Here is a 22579-nt window from a genome sequence, read left to right as displayed (position 1 = left end):
TCTGACGGCGGGCGTTTGCGGAGGGCACCTCGATGCCGTCTGAAACGACCGCCCGCGTCGCCATGATCTCCGGCGCCGGCCGCGGCATCGGGGCCGAGGTCGCGACAGCATTGGCCCGCGCCGGCTGGCGGCTCAGTCTCGGTGTCCGCGACCCGGCGCGGCTGACGCCGCCGCCCGACGGCGCCCTGGTCCATCGCTTCGACGCCCGCGACCCGGATTCCGAACGCCTGTGGGTCGAGGCCACGGCCGAGCGGTTCGGCCGGATCGACGCGGTCATCGCCAATGCCGGCATCATGATCCCGAAGACGGTGATCGCGGCCGACGACGCCGACCTCGACGATCTGATCCAGGTCAACGTCAAGTCGCCGCTGCGGCTGGTGCGGGCCGCTTGGCCGCATCTCGTCGCTTCCGGCCACGGCCGGGTCGTCACCATCGCCTCGCTGTCGGGCAAGCGGGTGAAATCGGCGACCTCCGGCCTCTACGCCGTCAGCAAGTTCGCGGCGCTGGCGATGACCCATGCGATCCGCCATGCCGGTTGGGACGAGGGCGTGCGCGCCACCGCGATCTGCCCCGGCTTCGTCGCCACCGACATGGCCGCGGGCCTCGCCAAACGGCCGCCCGAGGCGATGACCCAGCCGCAGGACGTGGCGCGCATCGTCGCCTTCCTGCTGGACCTGCCGGACACGGCGAGCATCGCCGAGATCCCGATCAATTCGACCCTGGAGGACAGCTGGTGAGCCCGATGCGTTTGATCGTCGTGCGGGGAGGCCGCTGATGGGGCTGCAGGTCGACAGCGTCGAGCCGGATGCCGTGCTGCCGCAGCGGGCCGATGTGGTCATCGTCGGCGGCGGCATCATCGGCACCAGCGCCGCCTTGGCCCTGGCGCAGCGCGGCGTCTCGGTGGCGCTGTGCGAGAAGGGTCACATCGCCGGCGAGCAGTCGAGCCGCAACTGGGGCTGGTGCCGCAAGACCCGGCGCGATCCGCGGGAGATCCCGCTGATCATCGAGAGCATGCGGCTGTGGGAGGCCATGAACCAGACGGTGGAGGCCGAGACCGGCTTCCGCCAGAGCGGCATTCTGTTCGCGGTCGAGACCGACAAGGAGATCGCGGAATACGAGGCCTGGCTGGAGCATGCGCGGCCGTACCAGCTCGACGCCCGGCTGATCAGCGCCGCCGAGTTCGACCGGCTGATGCCGGGCGCCGGCGGGCGCTGGAAGGCGGCGTTGTACTCCGCCTCCGATGGGCGGGCTGAGCCGCAGCGCGCCGCCCCCGCCATCGCCCGCGCCGCGCGCCGGGTCGGCGCCGTGATCCTGACCGACTGCGCCGTCCGCGGCGTCGACCGGGCCGGCGGGCGCATCGCCGGCGTGGTCACCGAACGCGGCCGCATCGCCTGCGACAGCGTGATCGTGGCCGGCGGCGCCTGGTCGCGGCGCTTCCTGAAGGATCTCGGCCTGACCCTGCCGCAGCTCAAGGTCCGGGCCAGCGTGCAGCGCACGGCGCCGCTGGAGGGCGCGCCGGAGACCGCGATGTGGTCGAAGGAGTTCGCGCTGCGCAAGCGCCAGGACGGCGGCTACACCATCGCCAACGGCAACTCCAACATCGCCCCGCTGGTGCCGGACAGCGTCCGCTTCTTCAACGACTTCCTGCCGGCGCTGCGCATGGAATGGTCGGGGCTGAAGATCCGGCTCGACGACCGCTTCCTGCAGGAATGGCGCGAGGCGGCGCCGGTGCCGCTGGACCAGGCCTCGCCCTATGAGAAGGTGCGGGTGCTGGACCCGGAGCCGGACCGCCAGGCCAACCGCAAGGCGATGGCCGCCCTGGCGAAGCAGTTCCCGGCCTTCGCCGGGGCCAAGGTGGTGCAGGAATGGGCCGGGCTGATCGACGTCACGCCCGACGCGGTGCCGGTGATCTCGACGGTCGAGGCGGTGCCGGGGCTGGTGGTGGCGACCGGCTTCTCCGGCCACGGCTTCGGCATCGGCCCCGGCGCCGGGCACCTGGCTGCCGACCTGGTGACCGGCGCCCGGCCGATCGTCGACCCCAAGGATTTCCGCTTCTCGCGCTTTACCGATGGATCGAGACCCCGGCCGATGGCCGGGGTGTGAGACGGCCGGGCAGGGAGACGGGCGCAGACCCACCCCCGCCGGGTTTTGGAGGCCACGAACAAGGGAGCTTCACCATGATCGACAAGGATCTTCCGTTCACCCAGACCACCCGTCGCCGCCTGCTGGCCGCGGGACTCGCCGCCGGCACGGCGGTCTGGCTCGGCCCCGGCCAGGGCTGGGTCAAGGCCGCGCGGGCGGCGGGACCGCCGGCCAAGCCGGCCGGTCAGGCCGTGATCGGCCTGTCGCAGGAGCCGACGGTGTTCAACCCGCTGATGCTGCACATCGAGGTCGACGAGGCTGTCTACTTCAATCTGTTCAGCGCGCTGTGGCAGGTCGACCCCAAGGGCCAGTTCATCCCCGATCTCGCCGCCGAAGTGCCGACCCTGGAGAATGGCGGCATCTCGGCCGACGGCCTGACCTGGCGCATCAAGCTGCGCGACAACGTCAAATGGCATGACGGCACGCCGTTCACGGCCGAGGACGTGAAGTTCTCGATCGACCTGATCAACAACCCGAAGTTCCGCGCCGGCCGGCGGGCGGGGCACGAGCTGGTGCGCGACATCACCGTGGTCAGTCCGACCGAGCTGAGCTGGAAGCTGGAGAAGCCCTACGCGCCCTATCCGTCGATCCTGTCCTGGACCTTCATCGTGCCGAAGCACCTGATGGAGAAGGAGGCCGACCCCAACGCCTCGACCTTCGCCAGCAAGCCGGTCGGCACCGGGCCGTTCAAATGGGTCGAGCGCGTGCCTGGCGACCACATCACCCTCGCCGCGCATGAGGGGTACCATTTGGACGGCCCCTATCTCGAGCGGCTGGTCGTCAAGTACATCCCCGACCTGACCGTCCTGTTCACCCAGTTCACCACCGGCGACATCGACTATATCGGCCTGCAGGGCATCACCGCCGACCATTACGAGGAGGCCAAGGGCTTGGCCGACCGTGACGTCTCGCCGGTGCCGCAGGCCTTCATCGAGAACATCGCGCTGAACCTCGGGATGCCGGTGTTCCAGGACCCGGCGGTGCGCGAGGCGCTGTACGCCGCGATGGACAAGCAGAGCATCATCGACAGCATCTATTACGGCCTGCCGACGCCGTCCGAATCCTTCCTGCCGAAGCAGTCCTGGGCGTTCAACCCGGACCTGCCGAAGCAGAGCTACGATCCGGACAAGGCCAAGCAGATCCTGGACGCGGCCGGCTGGGTCCCGGGCGGTGACGGCATCCGCGAGAAGAACGGCGTGCGGCTTGAATTCGTCAACTCCACCACCGCCGGCAACCATGTGCGCGAGCAGGCGCAGCAGCTGCTGCAGCAGAACTGGCTCGACATCGGCGTCAAGATGACCATCAACAACCTGCCCCCTGCGGTGATGTGGGGCGACTACTGGATGCAGTCGAAGTTCGAGACGGCGATGGTCGGGATCTACTTCATGGTCGGCCCCGACCCGGATGCGACCGACTATTTCTCCAGCCGCTCGATCGGCGCCAAGGGCGGCGGCGGCCAGAACACGACGCAATACGAGAGCGCCGATGTCGACAGGCTGCTGGCCGAGGGCGCGTCGACGGTCGATGTCGCCAAGCGCAAGGCGGCCTATCTGAAGATGCAGGAGTTCACGCGCAAGGACCTGCCCTACCTGCCGATCTTCCAATACGCCATGGTCCAGGGCGTGAAGAAGGGGCTGACCGGCTTCACCCCCAACGTCAACGTCCAGGAGAATTGCTGGAACGCCCACACCTGGTACTGGGCGAGCTGAGGCGCCCGCCGCCCGGGGACGGAGAACGCCATGGCGCAATTCCTGTTCGGCCGCGCGCTGCAGAGCCTGCTGCTGCTCTGGCTCGTGTCGATGATCGGCTTCGCCATCCTGCACCTGACCCCGGGCGGCCCGCTGTCGCAATTCGCCCTGGTCCCGGGCATGACCCAGGCGCGGCTGGCAGAGATCGCCCATGAGATGGGCCTCGACCGCTCCCTGCCGGTGCAATACTGGGAATGGGCCAGCCGGCTCCTGACCGGCGACTGGGGGCGGTCCTACCGCGACCAGTCGCCGGTGCTGGCCGTCATCGGCTCGCACCTCTTCGCCACGGTCGAGCTGATGGCGACGGCGATCCTGATCGCGGTGCTGCTCGGCGTCTGGATCGGCGTCATGGGGGCGGTCCGGCGCTATTCCTTCGCCGACATGCTGGCGACGGTCGGCGCCATGGTCGCCTTGTCGATCCCGACCTTCTGGTTCGGCCTGGTCGTGATCTACATCTTCTCGGTGCGGCTGCAATGGCTGCCGGCCGGCAACATGTACACGGTCGGCGACGGATCGCTGGTCGACTTCCTGCACCATCTGATCGCGCCGGCCCTGGTGCTGGCGCTGGTCGAGGTGGCGGTGTGGAGCCGCTACATGCGCGCCTCGATGATCGATGTGATCAACCAGGACTACATCCGCACCGCTCGCGCCAAGGGGCTGCCGGAGAAGCGGGTGCTGATCCGCCACGCGCTGCGCAACGCCCTCCTGCCGATGATCACCCTGGCCGGGCTGGAGCTGCCGACGCTGCTGGGCGGGGCCCTGGTGACCGAGACGGTGTTCACCTGGCCCGGCATGGGCCGGCTGTTCCTCGATTCCCTCGGCTACCGCGACTATCCGGTGGTGATGGGGATCCTGATGGTCTCGGCCCTGCTGGTGCTGCTCGGCAACCTCTTGGCCGACATCCTCTGCGCGGTCGCCGACCCGCGCATCCGGCTGGATTGAGGGGAGGGGAGCATGACCCTGGCCGCCGCCGATCCCAATGCCGCCGCTGCCGAGACCACCCGCCGTACCGGGAACCGCGGCTGGCGCCGCTTCCGCCGGCACCGGCTGGCGATGGTCGGCGTCGCCTGCATCCTGCTGCTGGTGCTGGCCTGCGTCGCCGGACCCTGGCTGCTGCCCTTCGACGATCTGCGCATCGACATGCGGGCCCGCTTCGCGCCGCCGCTGACCGGCTGGCACCTGTTCGGCACCGACCCGCTCGGCCGCGACCTCTGCGCCCGCCTCTTGATGGCCGGGCGGATCTCGCTCTCCGTCGCCTTCGCCGCGATGGTGATCAGCACGATCGTCGGCTCCGCCGTCGGCGTGGTGGCGGGGTATTACGGCCGGGCGGTCGGTGCGGTGCTGATGCGCCTGGTCGACGCCATGCTGTGCTTCCCCGCCGTGTTCCTGCTGCTGACCCTGGCGGCGCTGCTGAAACCCGATCCCGTCACCATCACCCTGATCATCGCCGCGACCAGCTGGATGGAGGTGGCGCGCGTGGTCGAAAGCCAGATCCGCACGCTGCGCGAGCGCGACTTCACCCTGGCGGCGGAGATGATGGGCGCGTCCGACGCCCGCATCATGGTCGACGAGCTGCTGCGCAACGCCATCGGCCCGATCGTTGTCGCCGCCACCCTGACGGTGGCCCGCGCCATCCTGATGGAGGCCTATATCAGCTTCCTCGGCTACGGCATCCAGCCGCCGACGGCGAGCTGGGGCAACATGCTGAACAACGCCCAGCAATACCTGACCTCGGCGCCCTGGCTGGCCCTGGTCCCGGGCATCGCCATCACCCTGGCGGTGACCAGCTTCAACTTCATCGGCGACGGGCTGCGCGACGCGCTCGACGCCCGGCTGGAATCGTGATGACGGATGCCCCGATCCTCGAAGTCCGCGACCTGGCCGTCACCTTCCGCGGCGAAGCCGGGGCGGTGACGGTGGTCAACGACGTCTCCTTCTCCGTCCGGCGCGGCGAGACCCTGGCGCTGGTCGGCGAATCCGGCTCGGGCAAGAGCGTCACCAGCCTGGCGGTGCTGCGGCTGCTGCCGCCGGCGCCGCGCTGCACCATCGCTGGCTCGGTCCGCTTCACCGGGCATGGCGGACAAAGCCGCGAGCTGCTGCAGCTCGACACCGAGGCGATGCGGGCGGTGCGCGGCGACGAGATCTCGATGATCTTCCAGGAGCCGATGACCTCGCTGAACCCGGTGCACCGGATCGGCGACCAGATCGCCGAGGCGGTGACCTACCATCGCGGCCTCGGCCGCAAGCAGGCGCTGGCAAGGGCGGAGGAGTTGCTGGAGCTGGTCGGCATCCCGGAGCCGCGGCGGCGGCTGGCCGCCTATCCGCACCATTTGTCGGGCGGCATGCGCCAGCGCGTCATGATCGCCATGGCGTTGGCCTGCGACCCCAGCCTGCTGATCGCCGACGAGCCGACCACGGCGCTGGACGTGACGGTCCAGGCCGGGATCATCGACCTGCTGAAGTCGCTGCAGGCCAAGACCGGCATGGCCATCATCTTCGTCACCCATAATCTCGGCGTGGTGGCGGAGATCGCGGACAGCGTCATGGTCATGTATGCCGGCCGGATCGTCGAGCGCGGCGACGCCGTCGGGCTGCTGCAGCGGCCGCGCATGCCCTACACCCAGGGGCTGCTGCGCTCGGTGCCGCGGATCGACCGGCTGGATTTCGGCGGCGGCGTGCTGCCGGCCATTCCCGGCAGCGTGCCCGATCCCGGCCGGCTGCCGCCCGGCTGCTCCTTCCACCCACGCTGCTTCCATGCCCGGCCCGGCGCCTGCGACGCCGCGGTGCCGGCGCTGGAGGAGGCGGATGGCCGGGTGGTGCGCTGCCTTCGCTGGCGCGAGATCGAGGCGGGCGCATGATGGCCACACTGCCCCCCATCCTCGAGCTGCAGGATCTCAGCAAGTCCTTCCCGGTCGGCGGCACGCTGTTCGGGCGCGAGCGGCTGCAGGTGCGGGCGGTCGACCGCGTCTCCTTCACGGTGACACAGGGCGAGGTGCTGGGCCTGGTCGGCGAATCCGGCTCGGGCAAGAGCACGCTGGGCCGCACCCTCTTGCGGCTGATGCGGCCGACCGGCGGGCGCGTGCTGTTCGAGGGCACCGACATCACCGATCTCGGCCGCCGTCAGCTGAAGCCGATCCGGCCGCGGCTGCAGTTCGTGTTCCAGGACCCGGCGGCGTCGCTGAACCCGCGCATGACCGTCGGCCGCATCGTCGCCATGCCGCTCAGGGTGCAGAAGGCCGCGCCCCCGGCGGCGGAGCGGGCCGCGCGGGTGGCGGCGGCGCTGGAGACCGTCGGTCTGTCCGCCGGCCATGCCGAGCGCTTCCCGCACGAATTCTCCGGCGGCCAGCGCCAGCGCATCGGCATCGCCCGGGCACTGGTGACCGAGCCGCGGCTGCTGGTGGCGGACGAGCCGGTCTCCGCCCTCGACGTCTCGGTCCAGGCGCAGATCATCAACCTGTTGATGGAGGTGAAGCGGCGGCTGGACCTGACCATCGTCTTCATCAGCCACGACCTGGCGGTGGTGGGCCAGATCTGTGACCGGGTGGCGGTGATGTATCTCGGCCGGATCGTCGAGATCGCCCCGGCCCGGGCGCTGTTCGAGATGCCGCGCCATCCCTACACCGAGGCGCTGCTGTCCGCCGCGCCAATCCCGGACCCGACGCTGCGCCGCCAGCGCATCCTCTTGAAGGGCGAGCTGCCGAGCCCGCTGTCGCCGCCCTCGGGATGCGCCTTCCGCACCCGCTGCCGCTATGCCCTGCCGGCCTGCGCCGAGGCCGCTCCGCCGCTGCAGGCGGTCGGCGACGGCCATCTCAGCGCCTGCATCCGGCCCGAGCTGACCCTGGCCTCGCCGCTGGCGCCGGCCACTGCCTGCGCCGGCTGACCACATTCTGTGCAACCTGCCCCGCGGATGCCGGCAAGAAGGGCGGATCGGGCCGTTTCCGGCCTCTCCACGGCTGGCACAGGCCTTGCTTCGAATTTGAGACGAAAGTGAGGTCCCGCCATGACCGACATCACCACCGTCAAGACCGAACGCAACATCCTGTTCCCGATCGTGCTGGCGCTGGTCGCCGGCGTCGCCACCGGCGTCCTCTGGTGCTACGCCAACCCGATCCAGCTGGTGCCCGGCGTCATCCAGTGGCGCATCTTCGCCTTCCTGCCGCCGCTGGTCGGCATCCTGTTCGGGTTCCGCAGCGGCTTCATCTGCGGCTATGTCGGATCGCTGGTCTGGTCGCTGCTGGCCGGCACCTTCATCCCGGCCCACACGCTGATCGTCGACGGCATCATGGTCGGGCTGACCGGCGCCGTGCCCGGCCTGCTGTTCGACCCGGCCCGCAAGCCGATCGACACCGCCGGCCTGGCGAAGATCGCCGCCACCTGCCTGGTCGTCGGCCTCGCGATGGTCGCCGCCGTGGCGGCCAGCCTGGCGTTCCTCGGCATCTTCCCGTTCTGGTGGGGGCTGCTGTATCTCGGCCTGTCGGACATCGTGCCGATGATCATCGGCACGCCGCTCCTGGTGAAGCCGGCGCTGAAGATCCTGGCCGGGTCGGGCCTGGCCGCCGGCATCACCCGGTTCTGAGGGCCCGCGCCGGACCGTGCTCGAACTCGAAGCGCTGAGCGTGGGCTTCGCCCCGGCGAAGCCCGCCATCCTGCCCACCTCGTTCCGGATCGAACCCGGCGGGCGCCTGCTGCTGTGCGGCGCCAACGGCTCCGGCAAGTCGACCCTGCTGGCCGCGGCCGCCGGGGTGATCCCGAAGCTGGCCCGGCCGCCGCTCCTGGCCGGCTCCGTCCGCCTCGGCGGCGCCGAGCTGGGCGGCCTGCCGCGGACCGAGCTGTTCCGCCGCGTCGGCATCGTGTTCCAGAACCTCGATGATCAGCTCTGGGACCTCGGGGTCGAGGATCTGATCGCCTTCCCGCTGGAAAGCCGCGGCCTGCCGGGCCTGCGGGTGCGGGACCGGGTGCTGCAGCTGGTCGCGGCCCTGTCGCTCGACGCCCTGCTCGGCCGCCGGGTGCTGACCCTGTCCGGCGGCGAACGGCGGATGGTCGCCCTGGCCGCCGCGCTGGCGACGAAGCCGGAGCTGCTGGTGCTGGACGAGCCGACCACCGGCCTCGACCCGGCGGCGCGGCAGCGCCTGGCCGGGCTGCTCGGCCGGCTGGGCCAGGATCTCCCCTTGCTGCTGGCGGCGGAGCAGGACGCCGGCGCGCTGGCCGCGGTCGCCGATGCCGTGCTGCTGCAGAAAGACGGCGCCGCGGGCATGCCGCGGCCGATGGCCGAAGCCGCGGCCGACGACCGGCTGTGGCTCGACCACGGGCTGCTGCCGCTGCGGCGCCGGGCCGGCAGCCGTCGCCGGGGCGCCGGGACCGGCCGGACCCTGGTCGAGGCGACCGGCCTGGTCAGCCGCCTGCGCCGCGGCGACGGCCGGCCGGTGCTGGACGGCGTCGACCTGGCCGTCCGCGCCGGCGAGGTCGTCGGGCTGATCGGGCCGAACGGCACCGGCAAGACCACCCTGTTCCAGTCGATCCTGGGCCTGTCGCCGCTGACGGCCGGGCGCATCGCCTTGGATGGCGAGGATGCCGGCGGCTGGACCGTCGCGCGCCGCGCCCGCCGCATCGCCTATGTGCCGCAGAATGTCCGGCGCATCCTGTTCAACCTGACCGTTCTTGACGAGGCCGCCTTCGCGGTTTCCGGCAATCCACGCGCGGTCGGCGGCGCCGATGTCCGTGCCAAGGCACAGGCGGCGCTGATGCGCTTCGGCCTCGACCGCCGGGCGGGGGACAGCCCCTTCGCCCTGTCGGCGCGCGAGCAGGCGGTGCTGGGCCTGGCCTGCGCCGCGGCGACGGAGGCGGAGCTGGTGATCCTCGACGAGCCGCTGCTGGCGCGCGACCTCGCCGGCCGGGCGCTGCTGGACCGCTTCCTCGACGATCTGCGCGGCCGCGGCGGCGGCGCCCTCCTGGTCTCGCACGATCTGGAGCTGGTCGACGACGTCGCCGACCGGCTGCTGGTCATGGATGGCGGCAAGATCCGCCATGACGGGCCGCCGGAGGCGGGCTGGCGCTCCACCGCCTTCGCCGCGCTGGGCTGGCCGGCACCGCTGCCGGACTCGGTGGAGGCGGTGGCATGAGCCTGCTGCTGCGGCTGAACTTCTTCCTGAAGCTGCTCGCGGCCGCCATCGTTACGGCCATCGCCTGGATCGTCGGCACGCCCGTGCCGGCGCTGCTGCTGATGGCGGCGGTCCTGGCCGTGCTGCTGGCGCTGCGGCTGCCCGGGCTGCGCTTCTATCTGAAGGGCGCGGCGATCCTGTTCGCCCTGGTCTTCGCCACCTGGCTGCTCAATCTCTGGCTGCAGGGCGCGCCGCCGGCCGAGGCCACGGCAACCGCGCTGCGCATGGCGGCGCGGCTGGTGGCGACGACCGGCGCCTTCTTCTTCGTCATGGAGACGTCGAGCCCAGGCTCGATCCTGGCCGCGGCCAGCGCCCTGCGCCTGCCTTCCATGGCGACGCTGGTGCTGGCCCTGATCTTCGGCCTGATCCCGATGCTGCGCGACGAGTTCGAGCGCATCGGCGAGGCCCAGCGCGCCCGCGGCATGGAGCTGGACGACGTGCCGCTGTGGACCCGGCTGCGCTATGGTCTGGCCCGCGGCGTGCCGCTGCTGGTGCAGAGCATCCGCATGGCCCAGGCGATTGCGACCTCGCTGTCGGTCTACGGCTTCGACCCGGCGGTGCGGCGCACGAGCTGGCGCCGGGTCGGGGTGCTGGTGGAGGAGCGGCTGCCGGCCGCCGGGAACGGAGACAGGATTTGACGGAGCAGACCAAGCCGAGCTGGCGCGTCGATGTGGCAGGGTTGGCCGTCGATCTGCCGATCGTGCCGATCAAGCCGGATTTCGCCATCTCGCTCCTGATGGTGATCGATGCCGGCGTCGCCTTCGGCGCCCATATCGGCCGCGCCTTGGCGGAGCGGCTGGCGCCGCTCAAGCCCGATGTCGTCGTCGGTGCCGCCACCCTCGGCATCCCGGTCGCGATCGAGGTCAGCCGCCATCTCGGCCTCGACCGCTACGTCATCCTGCAGAAATCGCCCAAGATCCATCTCGGCGATGCGCTGGTGCAGAGCATCACCTCGATCACCTCGAAGGGCGAGCAGCGGCTGCTGCTGGACCGCGCCGCGGTGCCGCTGCTGGCCGGCAGGCGGGTCGTGGTGGTGGACGACGTGGTCGCGACCGGCTCCAGCCTGGCCGGGTCGCTGGCGCTGGTGCGGGCCGCCGGCGCCGAGGTGGCCGGCATCGGCGTGATCCTGACCGAGGCGCATGACTGGGAACCGGTGCTGGGTACCGACGCCGCCCTGGTCACGGCGCTCGGCCACATCCCGCAGTTCCGCCCCGGAGCGCAGGGCTGGGAGCCGATCCCCGGGACGATGTGAGAAGCGGATTCCGCGGGGCCGACCACCTGACTCGGCTCAGGCCAGATCGCCGCCATCGATGCCGATGACGTGGCCGCTGACATAGGACGCGGCGTCGCTGGTCAGGAACACCACGACGGCCGCGACCTCCTCCGGCGTGCCGGCCCGGCGCATCGGATAGGGCGCGACCAGCTGCTCGGTCGTCACCTGCCAGTCGCGCCGCACCCGCTCCAGCATCGGCGTCTCGATGGCGCCGGGGGCCAGGGCGTTGATGCGCACGTCGCGGCCATATTCCTGGGCCGCGGCCCGGGTCATGTGGATCACCGCGGCCTTGGTGGCGCCATAGGCGACGATGTTCGGGAAGGCGTGGCGGCCGCCGATCGACGCCATGTTGATCATGGCGCCCTTGGCCCGCGCCAGATGCGGCAGCTCGTATTTCATCGCGACGAAGACGCCGCGCAGATTGGTCGCGACCTGGTCGTCGAAGCCGGCGATGTCGGTGTCGGTGATCGGCGCCGGCGGCAGGTCGATGCCTGCATTGTTGAAAGCGATGTCCAGCCGGCCCCAGCGCGTCACCGTCTCGGCGACGAAGCGCTCCATCTGGGCCGCGTCGCGGACATCGGCGCGGGTGTAGGCGACGTCGCCGCCCTCCCAGCGAATGCGCGCCTCGACCTCCTTGCCCAGCGCCTCGCGCCGGCCGTTGAACGCCACCTTGGCGCCGGCCCGCGCCAGAGCGGCCGCGGTCACGGCACCGATGCCGGAGGTACCGCCGGTGACGATCGCCACCTTGCCGGCGAGCATGCCCGGCATCTCGGCGGCCGATGCCGTTGCGGAAAGGGTGGCCCCACCGGCGGCGATCGCCCCGGCCAGGACGGTGCGGCGCGGCAGTGCCGCCGGATCGAAGGTCTCTTCCATGGTCGCCTCCCTGCTGGTTGATGCGGGACAGCCTACCGGCCGCGATTATCCCGAAAAATCGGCGCTGTCTTTCTGAGCTTTTAAGTTTCGATTTATAATCGGCGCATGACCGCGCCCGACCCCTTCACCGGCCTGTCCGCCTTCCTCGCCGTGGCCGAGGCGGGCGGCTTCACCGGGGCGGCGGCGCGGCTCGGCGTGTCGCCGGCGGCGGTCAGCCAGGCGGTGAAGGCGCTGGAGGGCCGGCTGGGGACGCTGCTCTTCGTCCGAACCACGCGCCGGGTCGGGTTGACCGAGGCCGGCGCCGCGCTGCTGGCGCGGGTCGGGCCGGCGACGGCGGAGATCGCGGCGGCGATCGAGGCGGCCGGGGCCATGGGATCGGTGCCGGCGGGGCTGCTGCGCCTGACCGTGCCGCGCATGGCGGTGCCGCTGGTGGTCGAGCCAGTGGTGGCGGCGCTGCGGCGCAGCCATCCCCGCATCGCGGTCGAGATCGCGGTCGACGACGCCGCGGTCGACGTCACCGCCCGCGGCTACGACGCCGGCATCCGGATCGGCGAATATGTCGAGCGCGACATGGTGGCGGTGCGGCTGACCCGCGACATCGCCTGGTCGGTGGTCGGCAGCCCGGCCTATCTCGACGCCCGCGGGCGGCCCGAGCGCCCAGAGGACCTGACCCGGCACGAGGCGATCCGCTACCGCTTCCCGGCCTCCGGCGCGATCTATCGCTGGGAGTTCGAGCGCGACGGCCGCGCCCTGACGGTCGACCCGCCGGGCAGCCTGATCGTCAACGACGGCGGGCTGCTGTTCGCCTTCGCCCGGGCCGGGCTCGGCCTGTCGTATGTCGCCGACATCGCCGTCGCGGCGGAGCTTGCCTCCGGAGAGTTGGAGCAGGTGCTGCGGCCGTTCCTGCCGCGGACGCCGGGCCTGTTCCTGTACTTCCCGCGGCGGGCGCAGGGCCAGCCGAAGCTGCGCGCCTTGATCGACGTGGCGCGGGCGGTGCTGAAGCCGCGACGCTGACGAGGGCAAGGAAAGCGGATCCTGCCGCTTCGCTTCGCGGTTATCGTTCCGCTTCCGAGCTGAAATATCATGAATAGTTTTGATCTATTTTTATCAGCGTGACGGATGCGACCTTATTTCCGTTGTGGTTCCAGGGAATGTCATTTATCGCCAATCAGGCTATGCTTGATGTGTCTTGTGAGTCATTGTCGATTATTTTAACGAAGATATCGTCGATCGCGCACGGTCGGCGGAGGCCGGCGCTTGCCGGTCCATGGGGAGGAAGCGATCCGGTTCCCGCTGTCAAAGGACCTTTGGATCCGCGATGAATGAGCTCAGCCTTTTGCGTTCCGCCCCCCTGCGTTCGGATCATGTGCTGGTGGTCGAAGACGATCCCGGCACCCGGTCCCTGATCGTGCGCATCCTGCGCGAGAACGGGCTGCACGCCACCGGCGTCGGCGACGGCCGCGAGATGTGGCATTCGATCGAGGCGGCGCCGGTCGACCTGCTGATCCTCGACGTCATGCTGCCGGGCGCCGACGGGCTCGACCTCTGCCGCGCCTTCCGGGCCCGAAGCCCGGTGCCGATCATCATGGTCAGCGCCCGCGGCGAGGAGATGGACCGCGTGATCGGCCTCGAGGTCGGGGCCGACGACTACATCAGCAAGCCCTTCGGCCGGCGCGAGCTGCTGGCGCGGGTGCGCGCGGCGCTGCGCCGGGGCGCGGCGCTGGAGCCGTTCCCCGGGCGTCCCGCCCGCGAGGTGCTGCGCTTCGCCGGATGGGCACTCGACCGGCGCCGGCGACAGCTGACCGACCCCGGCGGGACCGAGGTCGAGCTGTCCGGCGCCGAGCACGACCTGCTGGTCAGCTTCCTGGAGCATCCGCAGCGCGTGATCGGCCGCGAGCGCCTGCTGGAACTGTCGCGCACGCGCCTGGGCAGCCCGTCGGACCGCAGCGTCGACGTGCTGGTCAGCCGGCTGCGGCGGAAGCTCGGCGCCGGCGGGACGGAGGGCGCGCTGATCCGCACAATCCGCGGCGTCGGCTACATGTTCGCGGCGGATGTGGAGCACCGGTGACCCGCCGCACCGTCTGGCCGCGCGGCCTGCTCGGCCGCCTCACCCTCGTCGTCCTCTCCGCCGTGCTGCTGCAGTTCGTCGGCGCCTCGGTGCTGCAGGAGGCCGCCGAGCGCTCCAAATCGGGCGATGTCCACGCCGATCACCTGGCCGAGCGTCTCGCCATCGGCGAACGGGCGCTGTCCAGCGTGCCGCCCGGCCAGCGGCCGGGGCTGGCCCGGGCCCTCTCGACCGGGGACCTGATGCTGAGCTGGTCCGACCGCCCGGCCGTCGCCGCAGCGGACGCCCCGGCGCCGTGGCTGCGGAAGGTGGAGGCGCATCTGCTGAAGCAGGATCCCCGCCTGGCCGGGCGCGGCCTCACCCTGACCGTCGGCGGCGACGAGGACGGCGAACAGCCGCACCGCGTCCAGGGCGGGCTTCGTCTCGCCGACGGCTCCGTCCTCAGCTTCGACGTGACCCGGCTGCGGCACGGGCTGCCCGACATCCTGCGCAGCCTGCTCTCGACCGCGCTGCTGGCCAGTTGCCTGCTGATCGCGGCGCCGCTGCTGGTCCGCGCGCTCGGGGCGCCGCTGCGCCAGCTGGTCCGGGCGGCGGATGCGATCGGCCGCGGCCGGCCGGTCCCGGTCGCGGTCGAGGGGCCGCAGGAGGTGCGGCGCCTGGCGCGGGCCCTCAACGCCATGCAAGAGCGGCTGGCCCGGCTGATCGCCGACCAGACCCAGGCCCTGGCCGCCGTGTCGCACGACCTGCGCACGCCGATCGGCCGGCTGCGGCTGCGCACCGACCTGCTGGAAGACCGGTCGCTCCAGGCCGAGCTGCAGGCCGATCTCGACGAGATGGAGCAGATGGTCGGCTCGGTGCTGGCCTATCTCAAGGGCGACGCCGATCCGGAGCCGCCGCGCGCGGTCGACCTCGTGGCGCTGCTGACCACGCTGGTCGACGCCGCCGCCGATGCCGGACAGGACGTCGTCTATCAGGGGCCGGACCGCGCCGTGCTCCACGCCCGGCCGCTGGCGCTGAAGCGCGCCTTCGCCAACCTGATCGACAATGCGGTCGCCTATGGCGGCGCGGCACGGGTCGTGTTGCATTGCAGCGAAGCCGATATGGCAATCGCCGTCTCGGATGATGGTCCTGGCATCCCAGAGGCCGAGCTGGTCCGCGTCCTGGAACCTTTCCAGCGCCTGGAGGGATCGCGCAGCCGCGCGACCGGCGGCGTCGGTCTCGGCCTGGCCATTGCCGTTCAGGCGGTGGAGCGCGAGGGCGGGCGGCTGTCCCTGATCAACCGGCCGGGCGGCGGGCTGACCGCGGAGGTCGCCCTGCCGCGACGCTGAAACACTTTGTCACGAACCGTTTGCACATGCGAAAAACAGGATTCCCATCCTCTCAGTGCACGACCCCTCACCGATGCACTGGAGGCCAAGGATGGACGACCTCTTCCACGGGATGGCGCGATTCCGCGCCGAAGTCTTCCCGTTGCAGCAGCCGCTCTACCAGAAGCTCGCGACCGACGGCCAGCAGCCCCAGGCGCTGGTGATCTCCTGCGCCGATTCCCGGGTGGTGCCGGAGCTGATCACCCAGAGCGGCCCGGGCCAGATCTTCTGCTGCCGCAACGCCGGCAACATCGTGCCGCCCTTCTCCCAGGCCAATGGCGGCGTGTCCTCGGCGATCGAATACGCGGTGGTGGCGCTCGGCGTCCGCGACATCGTCGTCTGCGGCCATTCCGACTGCGGCGCGATGAAGGCGCTGCTGCACCCCGAAGCGCTGCGGGACATGCCGAACGTCGCCGCCTGGCTGCGCCACAGCCACGCCGCCCACCGGGTGGTGTGCGAGGCCTATCCGCCGGACCGCGGCGAGCGCGAGACGCTGCGCTCGCTGGCGCTGGAGAACGTGGTGGCGCAGCTGAATCATCTGCGCACCCACCCCTCGGTCGCATCCAGGATCGCCCAGGGCCGGCTGCGCCTGCACGGCTGGTTCTTCGAGCTCGAGACCGGCGAGATCCATGCCTATGACGGCGCCGCCGGCAGGTTCGGCCGGATCGACGGCGCAGGCGGCCTGCCGGTCGCGCTGCCCCCGATGCCGCGCCTGGCGGCGGAGTAGGCGGCATGGCGCGCTTCCTTCCATCCTCGCTGGCCCGCGACCTGCCGGCCTCGATCGTCGTCGTCCTGGTCGCCCTGCCGCTGTGCATGGGTATCGCCGTCGCCTCCGGCGTGCCGGCGGAGAAAGGGCTGGTGACCGGCATCATCGGCGGCCTCGTCGTCGGCCTGCTGGCCGGCTCGCCGCTCCAGGTCAGCGGCCCGGCCGCCGGCCTCGCGGTGATCGTGTTCCAGCTGGTGCAGGATTTCGGCCTCGCCATGCTGGGCCCGATCCTGGTGCTGGCCGGGCTGCTGCAGCTCGGCGCCGGCGTGCTGCGCCTGGGCAAATGGTTCCGCGCCATCTCCCCCGCCGTGGTGCACGGCATGCTGGCCGGCATCGGCGTGCTGATCGTAGCGGCGCAGCTGCAGGTCCTGTTCGGCCGCACGCCGCTGCCGGACGGGCTGCAGAATCTGGCGGCGATTCCGGCGGCCCTCCTCGGCCTGCTGCCGCTGCAATGGTCGTCCGCCACCGCGGCGGTGCTGGCCGGCGGCGCCACCATCCTGGCGATGGTGCTGTGGGAGAGGCTGCGGCCGCGATCGCTCCGCCTCGTTCCCGGCGCCCTGGTCGGCGTCGTCGCCGGAACCACCCTGGCGGTGATCCTGGCGCTGCCGGTCCAGCGCGTGGACGTGCCCGATGCGATCCTGGCCAGCATATCGGTCCCGACGATGGCCGACCTGTCGCGGCTGGGCGAAAGCGGCATCCTGGCCGCGGCGCTGGTCATCGCCGTGATCGCCAGCGCCGAGACGCTGCTCTCGGCCGCCGCGGTCGACCGGATGCATGACGGCGTCCGCACCGACTACGACCGCGAGCTGTCGGCCCAGGGCGTCGGCAACCTGTTGTGCGGCCTGGCCGGCGCCTTGCCGATGACCGGGGTGATCGTGCGCAGCTCGGCCAATGTCCAGGCCGGCGCCGTCACCCGGCTGTCGACGATCCTGCACGGCGCCTGGATCCTGGCCGCCGTCGCCCTGCTGCCCTGGCTGCTGCGCGAGGTGCCGATGGCGTCGCTGGCCGGCGTGCTGGTGGTCACCGGCTGGCGGCTGGTCAGCCTGAAGCATGTCCGCGAGCTGCTGCATCGGCACGGCGTGCTGCCGGCGGCGATCTGGGCGGCGACCGTGGTCATGGTGGTGGCGACCGACCTCCTGACCGGCGTCCTGGTCGGGTTGGCGCTCTCGCTGTTGGAGGTGGTGCCGCATCTGCGCCGCATGCCGCTGCGCATCCGGCGCCGGGACCTGCCTTCGGGCGAGACCGAGCTGCGGCTGGAGGGTGCGGCCACTTTCCTGCAGCTGCCGGCCCTCTTGCGCGCGCTGGAGGCGCTGCCGCCGGGCACGACCGTGCGGCTCGATGCCGGCGGGCTGGCCCAGATCGACCACACCAGCATGGAGATGATCGCCGACTGGGCCGAACGCCGCACCGCCTCGGGCGCGCGGGTGGAGCTGCACGAGCCGCCGGCCCCGCCGCACGGGCAGCGCCTGGCGGCGGCGCTCGGAGCCTGAGGCTCCTCACCGGCGTGCGATGAGGTCCTTCAGCCCCTGTGCGATCTGCTGCTGCAGGAACGGCTTGCTCCACACCGGTCGGCCGCGATGCAGCAGCTCGATCTCCGCCTCCGACCGGCCGGTGACGAAGGCGAAGGGGATGTTGCGCTCCTCGAGGACGTCGGCGGCGGCGTAGACCTCCGTACCGCCGAGCCCGATGTCGAGGAGTGCTGCGTCCAGCCGCTCCGAGCTGGCGATCCGGACCGCCTCGCGCAGCGTGCTGACCGGGCCGACCACCTCGAGCCCGGCCGATCGGACGATGTCCTCGAGCATCGTGGCGATCCAGGTGTCGTCCTCGACGATCAGGACCCGCGGCAGGGGCTCTCGGCTCTCCATGCCACCTCCTTTCACCCAGCGCCTCGCGCACCGGAACCGGCGGCGAGGACCTTCCTTCCTCTACCAACAGGAGATGAACGGAAACCTATCCACAGCTCGGTTCGCCAAAACGGGACGGGATGACGCGCCGAGGTTGTGATTCAAGTTTCCGGGTCGGAACCGACGGAATGATCGAGGGTTGTTCCTGTAGCCTCATGAGCCGCATGGGAGCACGGCGATGACCCTGAGCGCAGAGGATGTCGCGGCGATCCTCGGCCCGGCCGAGGAGACGCTGGTGGCCGATATCATCCGCACCGGCGCGAGCCGGGAGGAGCTGGCCCAGGCCTGGGCCTGGGTCGGCAGCGACGACGCGATGATCGGCGACGGCCGGCCGCTTCCCAGCGGCAGGGTCGCCGAGCTCGTCGAGCTGCTCGCGCCTGAGGAGGACGACGAGCCGAAGCCTGGCTCCCCGCCCGTCACGACATGATCAGGCCGCCATCGACATTGATGGTCTGGCCGGTGATGTAGGCGGCGTCGTCGCTGGCCAGGAAGGCGACCAGCCCGGCCACGTCCTCGCCGCTGCCGGCGCGGCCCATCGGGATGCCGCGCACCCATTCCGCCATCAGCTCGCCCGGCTTGTAGTCGCCCAGCAGCTTGCCCCAGGCGGCGTCGTTATAGGCCCACATGTCGGTGTCGATGATGCCGGGGCAGAAGGCGTTCACGGTGATGCCTTCCTTCGCCACCTCCTTGGCCAGGCTCTGGGTCACCCCGACCACGCCGAATTTCGAGGCGGCGTAGTGCGGCGTGAAGACGAAGCCCTGGCGCGCCTGGCCGGAGGCGGTGTTGATCAGCCGGCCGCCGCCTCCGTGCTTGCGGATCCGGCGGATCGCCTCCTGGCAGCACAGGAAGACGCCCTTGGTGTTGACCGCCAGCACCTTGTCCCATTCCGCCTCGGTCATGTCCTCGATCCGGGCGATGGTGATGACGCCGGCGTTCTGGATCGAGATGTCGACCTTGCCGAACTGCCGCTCCGCCTCGTCATAGAGGGCCGCGACCTGGGCCGGGTCGGTGACGTCGGCGACGAAGGAGGCGGTGCGGCCGCCCTCGATCCGGGCCGCGGTCTCGGCGACGCTCGGCTCGTTGGCAACCAGCAGCACGGACGCGCCCTCGGCGGCGAAGCGGCGGGCGATGGCGGCGCCGATGCCGCGGCTGGCGCCGGTGATGACGACGGTCTTGTCGGTGAAGCGGGGCATGAGGTCTCTCCCGGATATGTTTCTAGCGGGCGAAGTCGTTGTCGGACTGGGCCAGCAGCTTCTCCGCCGTGAAGCGGTCGGTGATCAGGGTGTTGATGTGGCGGCCCAGCAGGGCGCCGCGGATCGCCGCCACCTTGCGGGTGCCGCCGGCGACGCCGACGATGCGGGGGATGGTGCCGATCTCGTCCAGCGACATCGAGATCACCCGCTCGTCCAGCGGCGTCTGCACCGGGGCGCCATAGGCGCCGAAGAAGCGCAGGCAGATGTCGCCGACGCCGCCGGCCTGGGCCACCGCCTCCAGCTCCTCGCCGGTGAAGACGTTGCCGCTGTTGGCCAGCATCTTCGACGGCTCGACCGCGCCGATGCCGACCAGCGCCAGGGTGATGCGCCGCCACTGCTCGATCGTCGCCCGGACATAGGGGTCGGCCAGCAGCGCCCGCTTGGCCGAGGCCGATCCGGCGACGCCGGGGGCGGGGAGGAGCTGGGGCTGCGACCCGGTCAGCTGGGCCAGGCGGGTGGTCAGGTGGGTGGCGTGGCCCTGCACCGCGGGGTTGCCCATGCCGCCCAGCATCTGCACCACCCGCTCGGCCGCCACCCGCTTCAGCGGATTGATGGCGTCGACCATGCGCAGCAGCGACGCGCTCCAGGACGAGATGCCGATCACCTCGCCCTGGTCCAGCGTCGTCTCCAGGAAATGCGCCGCGGCGTCGCCGATCCCGGCCAGGATCGATTCCTCGCGGTCCTCGCCGCATTCGGCGACGATCGCCTCGGTCAGGCCGAAGCGGTCGCGTAGCCCCGTCTCCAGGTCGACATAGGTGCCGCGCGGCGCGTTGATGGTGATGCGGACGATCGATTCGTCCTCGGCCCGCTTCAGCAGCCGCGAGATGGTGGCCTGCGAGATGTGCAGCCGCTGCGAGATGTCGGACTGCTTCAGCCGGTCGACGTAATACATCTGCGCCACCCGGGTGATCAGGCGAAGCTCGTTGACGCGGCTCATCGGGAGGCTGCCTCGACGGTGGATTGCCCGATCGGCTGATCAGAAAATTTATGCATCACAGTCTGATTATTCAGGCTTTGGCCGGCGCCCGGTCAAGCAGAAGCTGTGCATCATTACGACCCATACTCCAGAATTCTCTCCTAATTTCGCCTGCTCTTTGTCCTTTGGACGAACGTGCGAGCCAAGCGGCTTGACGCAGTTTCGACTCACAGATAGCATGAATTTAAATCTCAGTATGAATAATTATTCAATCCGGAGGAGCGGTGCTCGATCCCAAGCCCTCAATCGTCCTCGACAGGGTCCCCGATGTGGCGCGCATCGCCGCGGCGGATGGGGCCGAGCGGACGCGCCTCCTGGCCGGGGCGGCGGCGGAGATCCGCGGCTCCGTGCTGCGCATGATCGGGCAGGCCGGGCTCGGCCATGTCGGCGGCGATCTCTCGGTGACCGACATCCTGGCGACGCTGTTCTTCGGCGTGCTCGATCTCGACCCCGCCGACCTGGCGCGGCCGAACCGCGACCGCTTCATCCTCAGCAAGGGCCATTGCGCCGCCGCGCTGTACAGCACGCTGGCGCTGCGCGGCTTCATCCCGGCGGATCTGCTGGGCAGCTTCATGGCGCCGCTCTCGGTGCTGAACGGCCATCCGAACCGTCGCAAGGTGCCGGGGGTGGAGGCCAACACCGGCCCGCTCGGCCACGGCCTGCCGATCGGCGTCGGCAGCGCCGTCGCGGCGCGGCTGTCGGACGTATCCTGGCGCACCTTCGTCGTGCTCGGCGATGGCGAGCTGCAGGAGGGCAGCAACTGGGAGGCGGCGATGTCCGCCGGCCACCGCGGCCTGGACAACTTGACCGCCATCGTCGACCGCAACCGGCTGCAGCAGGGCGCCCGCACCGAGGACACCAACCGGCTGGAGCCGCTGGCCGACAAATGGCGCGCCTTCGGTTGGGAGGTGATCGAGCTGGACGGCCACGACCACGCCGCGCTGTGGGCCGCCTTCACCGCCGCGCCGGCCGGCAAGCCGCGCTGCGTCATCGCCCGCACGATCAAGGGGAAGGGCGTGTCCTTCATGGAAGACCGTGTCGAGTGGCACCACAAGGTGCCGTCGCCGGCGCAGATCGAGCAGGCCCTGGCGGAGGTTGCGCGATGAGCGCCGATGTCGTCGCCAAGGCGGGCACCTTCGACTGCCGCAAGGCTTTCGCCGAGACGCTGACCGAGCTGGCGCGGACCGACCGGCGCATCGTCGCCGTGTGCAACGATTCCGTCGGCTCCAGCAACCTGACCGCCTTCGCGGCCGAATTCCCCGACCGGCTGGTCAATGTCGGCATCGCCGAGCAGGCCATGGTCGGCGTCGCCGCCGGCCTCGCCAATGGCGGCTTCGTGCCCTTCGTCTGCGCCGCCTCGCCCTTCCTGACCGGCCGGGCGCTGGAGCAGATCAAGGCCGACGCGGCCTACAGCTACTATCCCATCGTGCTGTGCGGCATGAGCCCGGGCATGGCCTATGGCGAGCTGGGGCCGACCCATCACTCGATCGAGGATTTGGCCTGGACCCGGGCGATCGCCGACCTGACGGTGATGGTGCCGGCCGACCCGGCCCAGACCCGCGCGGCGGTTCGCTGGGCGGCGGGAGCCGGGCGCCCGGTGTTCCTGCGCATCGGCCGCTTCCCGGTGCCGGAGGTGACGCCGGCGGGTTCCGTTTTCGATGGCGGCGCGACGCAGCAGCTGCGCGCCGGTGGCGACGTCACGCTGGTGGCGACCGGCACCATGGTGTCGCGGGCGCTGGAGGCGGCGGAGCTTCTGGCCGGCGAGGGGGTTCAAGCCCGTGTGCTGAACGTCGCCACCCTCAAGCCGCTGGACCCCGAGCCGCTGCTGCGCGCCGCGGCGGAGACCGGCCGCATCGTCACGGTCGAGGAGGCGGTGGTGCAGGGCGGGCTGGGCGGCGCCGTGGCGGAGGTCGTGGTGCAGGGCCGGCCGGTGCCGATGCGCATCCTCGGCGTCACCGGCTTCGCCCCGACCGGCAACGCCGCCTTCCTGCTGGACCATTTCGGGCTGAACGCGGCCGGCATCGCCGCCGCCGCCCGCGAGCTGGTGGCCTGAC

The 22579-nt window shown here is 71.0% G+C and carries 23 protein-coding genes; 19 read left to right on the top strand and 4 right to left on the bottom strand.

The window, feature by feature from the left end; translation table 11 throughout:
* The first annotated feature begins 32 nt into the window (after positions 1-32).
* From AAHM41_RS11705 to AAHM41_RS11655, 11 genes are all read left to right on the top strand, one after another.
* Positions 33-737: an SDR family NAD(P)-dependent oxidoreductase gene (locus AAHM41_RS11705; protein ID WP_342236715.1), complete on the top strand. Its 705-nt coding sequence runs from the start codon at positions 33-35 to the stop codon at positions 735-737.
* Positions 738-774: 37 nt separating this feature from the next.
* A complete protein-coding gene (locus tag AAHM41_RS11700; protein WP_342236714.1) occupies positions 775-2103 on the top strand; it encodes an NAD(P)/FAD-dependent oxidoreductase in 1329 nt (442 codons plus the stop codon).
* A 74-nt stretch (positions 2104-2177) separates the two neighbouring features.
* Positions 2178-3851: a peptide ABC transporter substrate-binding protein gene (locus AAHM41_RS11695; RefSeq protein WP_342236713.1), complete on the top strand. Its 1674-nt coding sequence runs from the start codon at positions 2178-2180 to the stop codon at positions 3849-3851.
* A 30-nt stretch (positions 3852-3881) separates the two neighbouring features.
* The gene (locus tag AAHM41_RS11690) at positions 3882-4832 is read left to right on the top strand and encodes an ABC transporter permease (RefSeq protein ID WP_342236712.1); all 951 of its coding nucleotides are present in this window, start codon (positions 3882-3884) and stop codon (positions 4830-4832) included.
* Between the two features lie 12 nt (positions 4833-4844).
* Complete coding sequence (locus AAHM41_RS11685) at positions 4845-5735, top strand: ABC transporter permease (RefSeq protein ID WP_342236711.1); 891 nt, start codon at positions 4845-4847, stop codon at positions 5733-5735.
* On the top strand, positions 5735-6748 hold the full coding sequence (locus AAHM41_RS11680; RefSeq protein ID WP_342236710.1) for an ABC transporter ATP-binding protein: 1014 nt from the start codon (positions 5735-5737) through the stop codon (positions 6746-6748). The genes AAHM41_RS11685 and AAHM41_RS11680 overlap by 1 nt, the downstream gene beginning before the upstream one ends.
* Positions 6745-7770, top strand: a complete 1026-nt coding sequence (locus AAHM41_RS11675; RefSeq protein ID WP_342236709.1) for an ABC transporter ATP-binding protein — start codon at positions 6745-6747, stop codon at positions 7768-7770. Before AAHM41_RS11680 ends, AAHM41_RS11675 begins: the two co-directional genes overlap by 4 nt.
* Before the next feature lie 120 nt (positions 7771-7890).
* The gene (locus tag AAHM41_RS11670) at positions 7891-8466 is read left to right on the top strand and encodes a hypothetical protein (RefSeq protein WP_342236708.1); all 576 of its coding nucleotides are present in this window, start codon (positions 7891-7893) and stop codon (positions 8464-8466) included.
* A gap of 16 nt (positions 8467-8482) precedes the next feature.
* Entirely contained in the window at positions 8483-10009 is a 1527-nt protein-coding gene (locus AAHM41_RS11665; protein WP_342236707.1) for an ABC transporter ATP-binding protein, read from the top strand.
* Complete coding sequence (locus AAHM41_RS11660) at positions 10006-10686, top strand: energy-coupling factor transporter transmembrane component T family protein (RefSeq protein WP_342236706.1); 681 nt, start codon at positions 10006-10008, stop codon at positions 10684-10686. Before AAHM41_RS11665 ends, AAHM41_RS11660 begins: the two co-directional genes overlap by 4 nt.
* Positions 10683-11300: a phosphoribosyltransferase family protein gene (locus AAHM41_RS11655; RefSeq protein WP_342236705.1), complete on the top strand. Its 618-nt coding sequence runs from the start codon at positions 10683-10685 to the stop codon at positions 11298-11300. The genes AAHM41_RS11660 and AAHM41_RS11655 overlap by 4 nt, the downstream gene beginning before the upstream one ends.
* 36 nt (positions 11301-11336) lie before the next feature.
* Here the strand turns inward: AAHM41_RS11655 and AAHM41_RS11650 are convergent, their stop codons facing one another.
* Complete coding sequence (locus AAHM41_RS11650; protein WP_342236704.1) at positions 11337-12194, bottom strand: SDR family NAD(P)-dependent oxidoreductase; 858 nt, start codon at positions 12192-12194, stop codon at positions 11337-11339.
* Positions 12195-12299: 105 nt separating this feature from the next.
* Here AAHM41_RS11650 and AAHM41_RS11645 point away from each other — a divergent pair, with 105 nt between their 5' ends.
* The 5 genes from AAHM41_RS11645 to AAHM41_RS11625 all read left to right on the top strand — a co-directional run bounded on the left by AAHM41_RS11645 (position 12300) and on the right by AAHM41_RS11625 (position 17882).
* Entirely contained in the window at positions 12300-13208 is a 909-nt protein-coding gene (locus tag AAHM41_RS11645) for a LysR family transcriptional regulator (RefSeq protein ID WP_342236703.1), read from the top strand.
* Between the two features lie 358 nt (positions 13209-13566).
* On the top strand, positions 13567-14262 hold the full coding sequence (locus tag AAHM41_RS11640; RefSeq protein WP_446719443.1) for a response regulator: 696 nt from the start codon (positions 13567-13569) through the stop codon (positions 14260-14262).
* Entirely contained in the window at positions 14259-15587 is a 1329-nt protein-coding gene (locus AAHM41_RS11635; protein ID WP_342236701.1) for an ATP-binding protein, read from the top strand. Before AAHM41_RS11640 ends, AAHM41_RS11635 begins: the two co-directional genes overlap by 4 nt.
* A 91-nt stretch (positions 15588-15678) precedes the next feature.
* Positions 15679-16353, top strand: a complete 675-nt coding sequence (locus tag AAHM41_RS11630) for a carbonic anhydrase (RefSeq protein ID WP_342236700.1) — start codon at positions 15679-15681, stop codon at positions 16351-16353.
* Positions 16354-16358: 5 nt separating this feature from the next.
* Entirely contained in the window at positions 16359-17882 is a 1524-nt protein-coding gene (locus AAHM41_RS11625) for a SulP family inorganic anion transporter (protein WP_342236699.1), read from the top strand.
* Between the two features lie 6 nt (positions 17883-17888).
* On the opposite strand, the gene AAHM41_RS11620 is transcribed toward AAHM41_RS11625, so the two are convergent.
* Positions 17889-18257: a response regulator gene (locus tag AAHM41_RS11620; protein ID WP_342236698.1), complete on the bottom strand. Its 369-nt coding sequence runs from the start codon at positions 18255-18257 to the stop codon at positions 17889-17891.
* A gap of 217 nt (positions 18258-18474) precedes the next feature.
* On the opposite strand from AAHM41_RS11620, the gene AAHM41_RS11615 reads away from it, so the two are divergent.
* Positions 18475-18723, top strand: a complete 249-nt coding sequence (locus AAHM41_RS11615; protein WP_342236697.1) for a hypothetical protein — start codon at positions 18475-18477, stop codon at positions 18721-18723.
* Here AAHM41_RS11615 and AAHM41_RS11610 read toward each other — a convergent pair.
* Positions 18713-19489: a glucose 1-dehydrogenase gene (locus tag AAHM41_RS11610; RefSeq protein ID WP_342236696.1), complete on the bottom strand. Its 777-nt coding sequence runs from the start codon at positions 19487-19489 to the stop codon at positions 18713-18715. The two genes, AAHM41_RS11615 and AAHM41_RS11610, sit on opposite strands and share 11 nt — an antisense overlap.
* Positions 19490-19511: 22 nt before the next feature.
* Positions 19512-20486, bottom strand: a complete 975-nt coding sequence (locus tag AAHM41_RS11605) for a sugar-binding transcriptional regulator (protein WP_342236695.1) — start codon at positions 20484-20486, stop codon at positions 19512-19514.
* Between the two features lie 263 nt (positions 20487-20749).
* On the opposite strand from AAHM41_RS11605, the gene AAHM41_RS11600 reads away from it, so the two are divergent.
* Together AAHM41_RS11600 and AAHM41_RS11595 are read left to right on the top strand one after the other, a co-directional pair.
* The gene (locus AAHM41_RS11600) at positions 20750-21631 is read left to right on the top strand and encodes a transketolase (RefSeq protein WP_342236694.1); all 882 of its coding nucleotides are present in this window, start codon (positions 20750-20752) and stop codon (positions 21629-21631) included.
* Complete coding sequence (locus AAHM41_RS11595; protein ID WP_342236693.1) at positions 21628-22578, top strand: transketolase family protein; 951 nt, start codon at positions 21628-21630, stop codon at positions 22576-22578. The genes AAHM41_RS11600 and AAHM41_RS11595 overlap by 4 nt, the downstream gene beginning before the upstream one ends.
* The last annotated feature ends 1 nt before the right edge of the window (position 22579 follow it).

It is taken from the genome of Inquilinus sp. OTU3971, assembly GCF_038440215.1.
This window is presented reverse-complemented; position numbering and strand designations above follow the sequence as displayed.

Bases quoted from the DNA above. Each gene is read 5' to 3' on its own strand.
- AAHM41_RS11705 (WP_342236715.1), top strand. From the start codon at position 33: ATGCCGTCTGAAACGACCGCCCGCGTCGCCATGATCTCCGGCGCCGGC.
- AAHM41_RS11700 (WP_342236714.1), top strand. From the start codon at position 775: ATGGGGCTGCAGGTCGACAGCGTCGAGCCGGATGCCGTGCTGCCGCAG.
- AAHM41_RS11695 (WP_342236713.1), top strand. From the start codon at position 2,178: ATGATCGACAAGGATCTTCCGTTCACCCAGACCACCCGTCGCCGCCTG.
- AAHM41_RS11690 (WP_342236712.1), top strand. From the start codon at position 3,882: ATGGCGCAATTCCTGTTCGGCCGCGCGCTGCAGAGCCTGCTGCTGCTC.
- AAHM41_RS11685 (WP_342236711.1), top strand. From the start codon at position 4,845: ATGACCCTGGCCGCCGCCGATCCCAATGCCGCCGCTGCCGAGACCACC.
- AAHM41_RS11680 (WP_342236710.1), top strand. From the start codon at position 5,735: ATGACGGATGCCCCGATCCTCGAAGTCCGCGACCTGGCCGTCACCTTC.
- AAHM41_RS11675 (WP_342236709.1), top strand. From the start codon at position 6,745: ATGATGGCCACACTGCCCCCCATCCTCGAGCTGCAGGATCTCAGCAAG.
- AAHM41_RS11670 (WP_342236708.1), top strand. From the start codon at position 7,891: ATGACCGACATCACCACCGTCAAGACCGAACGCAACATCCTGTTCCCG.
- AAHM41_RS11660 (WP_342236706.1), top strand. From the start codon at position 10,006: ATGAGCCTGCTGCTGCGGCTGAACTTCTTCCTGAAGCTGCTCGCGGCC.
- AAHM41_RS11650 (WP_342236704.1), bottom strand. From the start codon at position 12,194: ATGGAAGAGACCTTCGATCCGGCGGCACTGCCGCGCCGCACCGTCCTG.
- AAHM41_RS11645 (WP_342236703.1), top strand. From the start codon at position 12,300: ATGACCGCGCCCGACCCCTTCACCGGCCTGTCCGCCTTCCTCGCCGTG.
- AAHM41_RS11630 (WP_342236700.1), top strand. From the start codon at position 15,679: ATGGACGACCTCTTCCACGGGATGGCGCGATTCCGCGCCGAAGTCTTC.
- AAHM41_RS11625 (WP_342236699.1), top strand. From the start codon at position 16,359: ATGGCGCGCTTCCTTCCATCCTCGCTGGCCCGCGACCTGCCGGCCTCG.
- AAHM41_RS11620 (WP_342236698.1), bottom strand. From the start codon at position 18,257: ATGGAGAGCCGAGAGCCCCTGCCGCGGGTCCTGATCGTCGAGGACGAC.
- AAHM41_RS11615 (WP_342236697.1), top strand. From the start codon at position 18,475: ATGACCCTGAGCGCAGAGGATGTCGCGGCGATCCTCGGCCCGGCCGAG.
- AAHM41_RS11610 (WP_342236696.1), bottom strand. From the start codon at position 19,489: ATGCCCCGCTTCACCGACAAGACCGTCGTCATCACCGGCGCCAGCCGC.
- AAHM41_RS11605 (WP_342236695.1), bottom strand. From the start codon at position 20,486: ATGAGCCGCGTCAACGAGCTTCGCCTGATCACCCGGGTGGCGCAGATG.
- AAHM41_RS11595 (WP_342236693.1), top strand. From the start codon at position 21,628: ATGAGCGCCGATGTCGTCGCCAAGGCGGGCACCTTCGACTGCCGCAAG.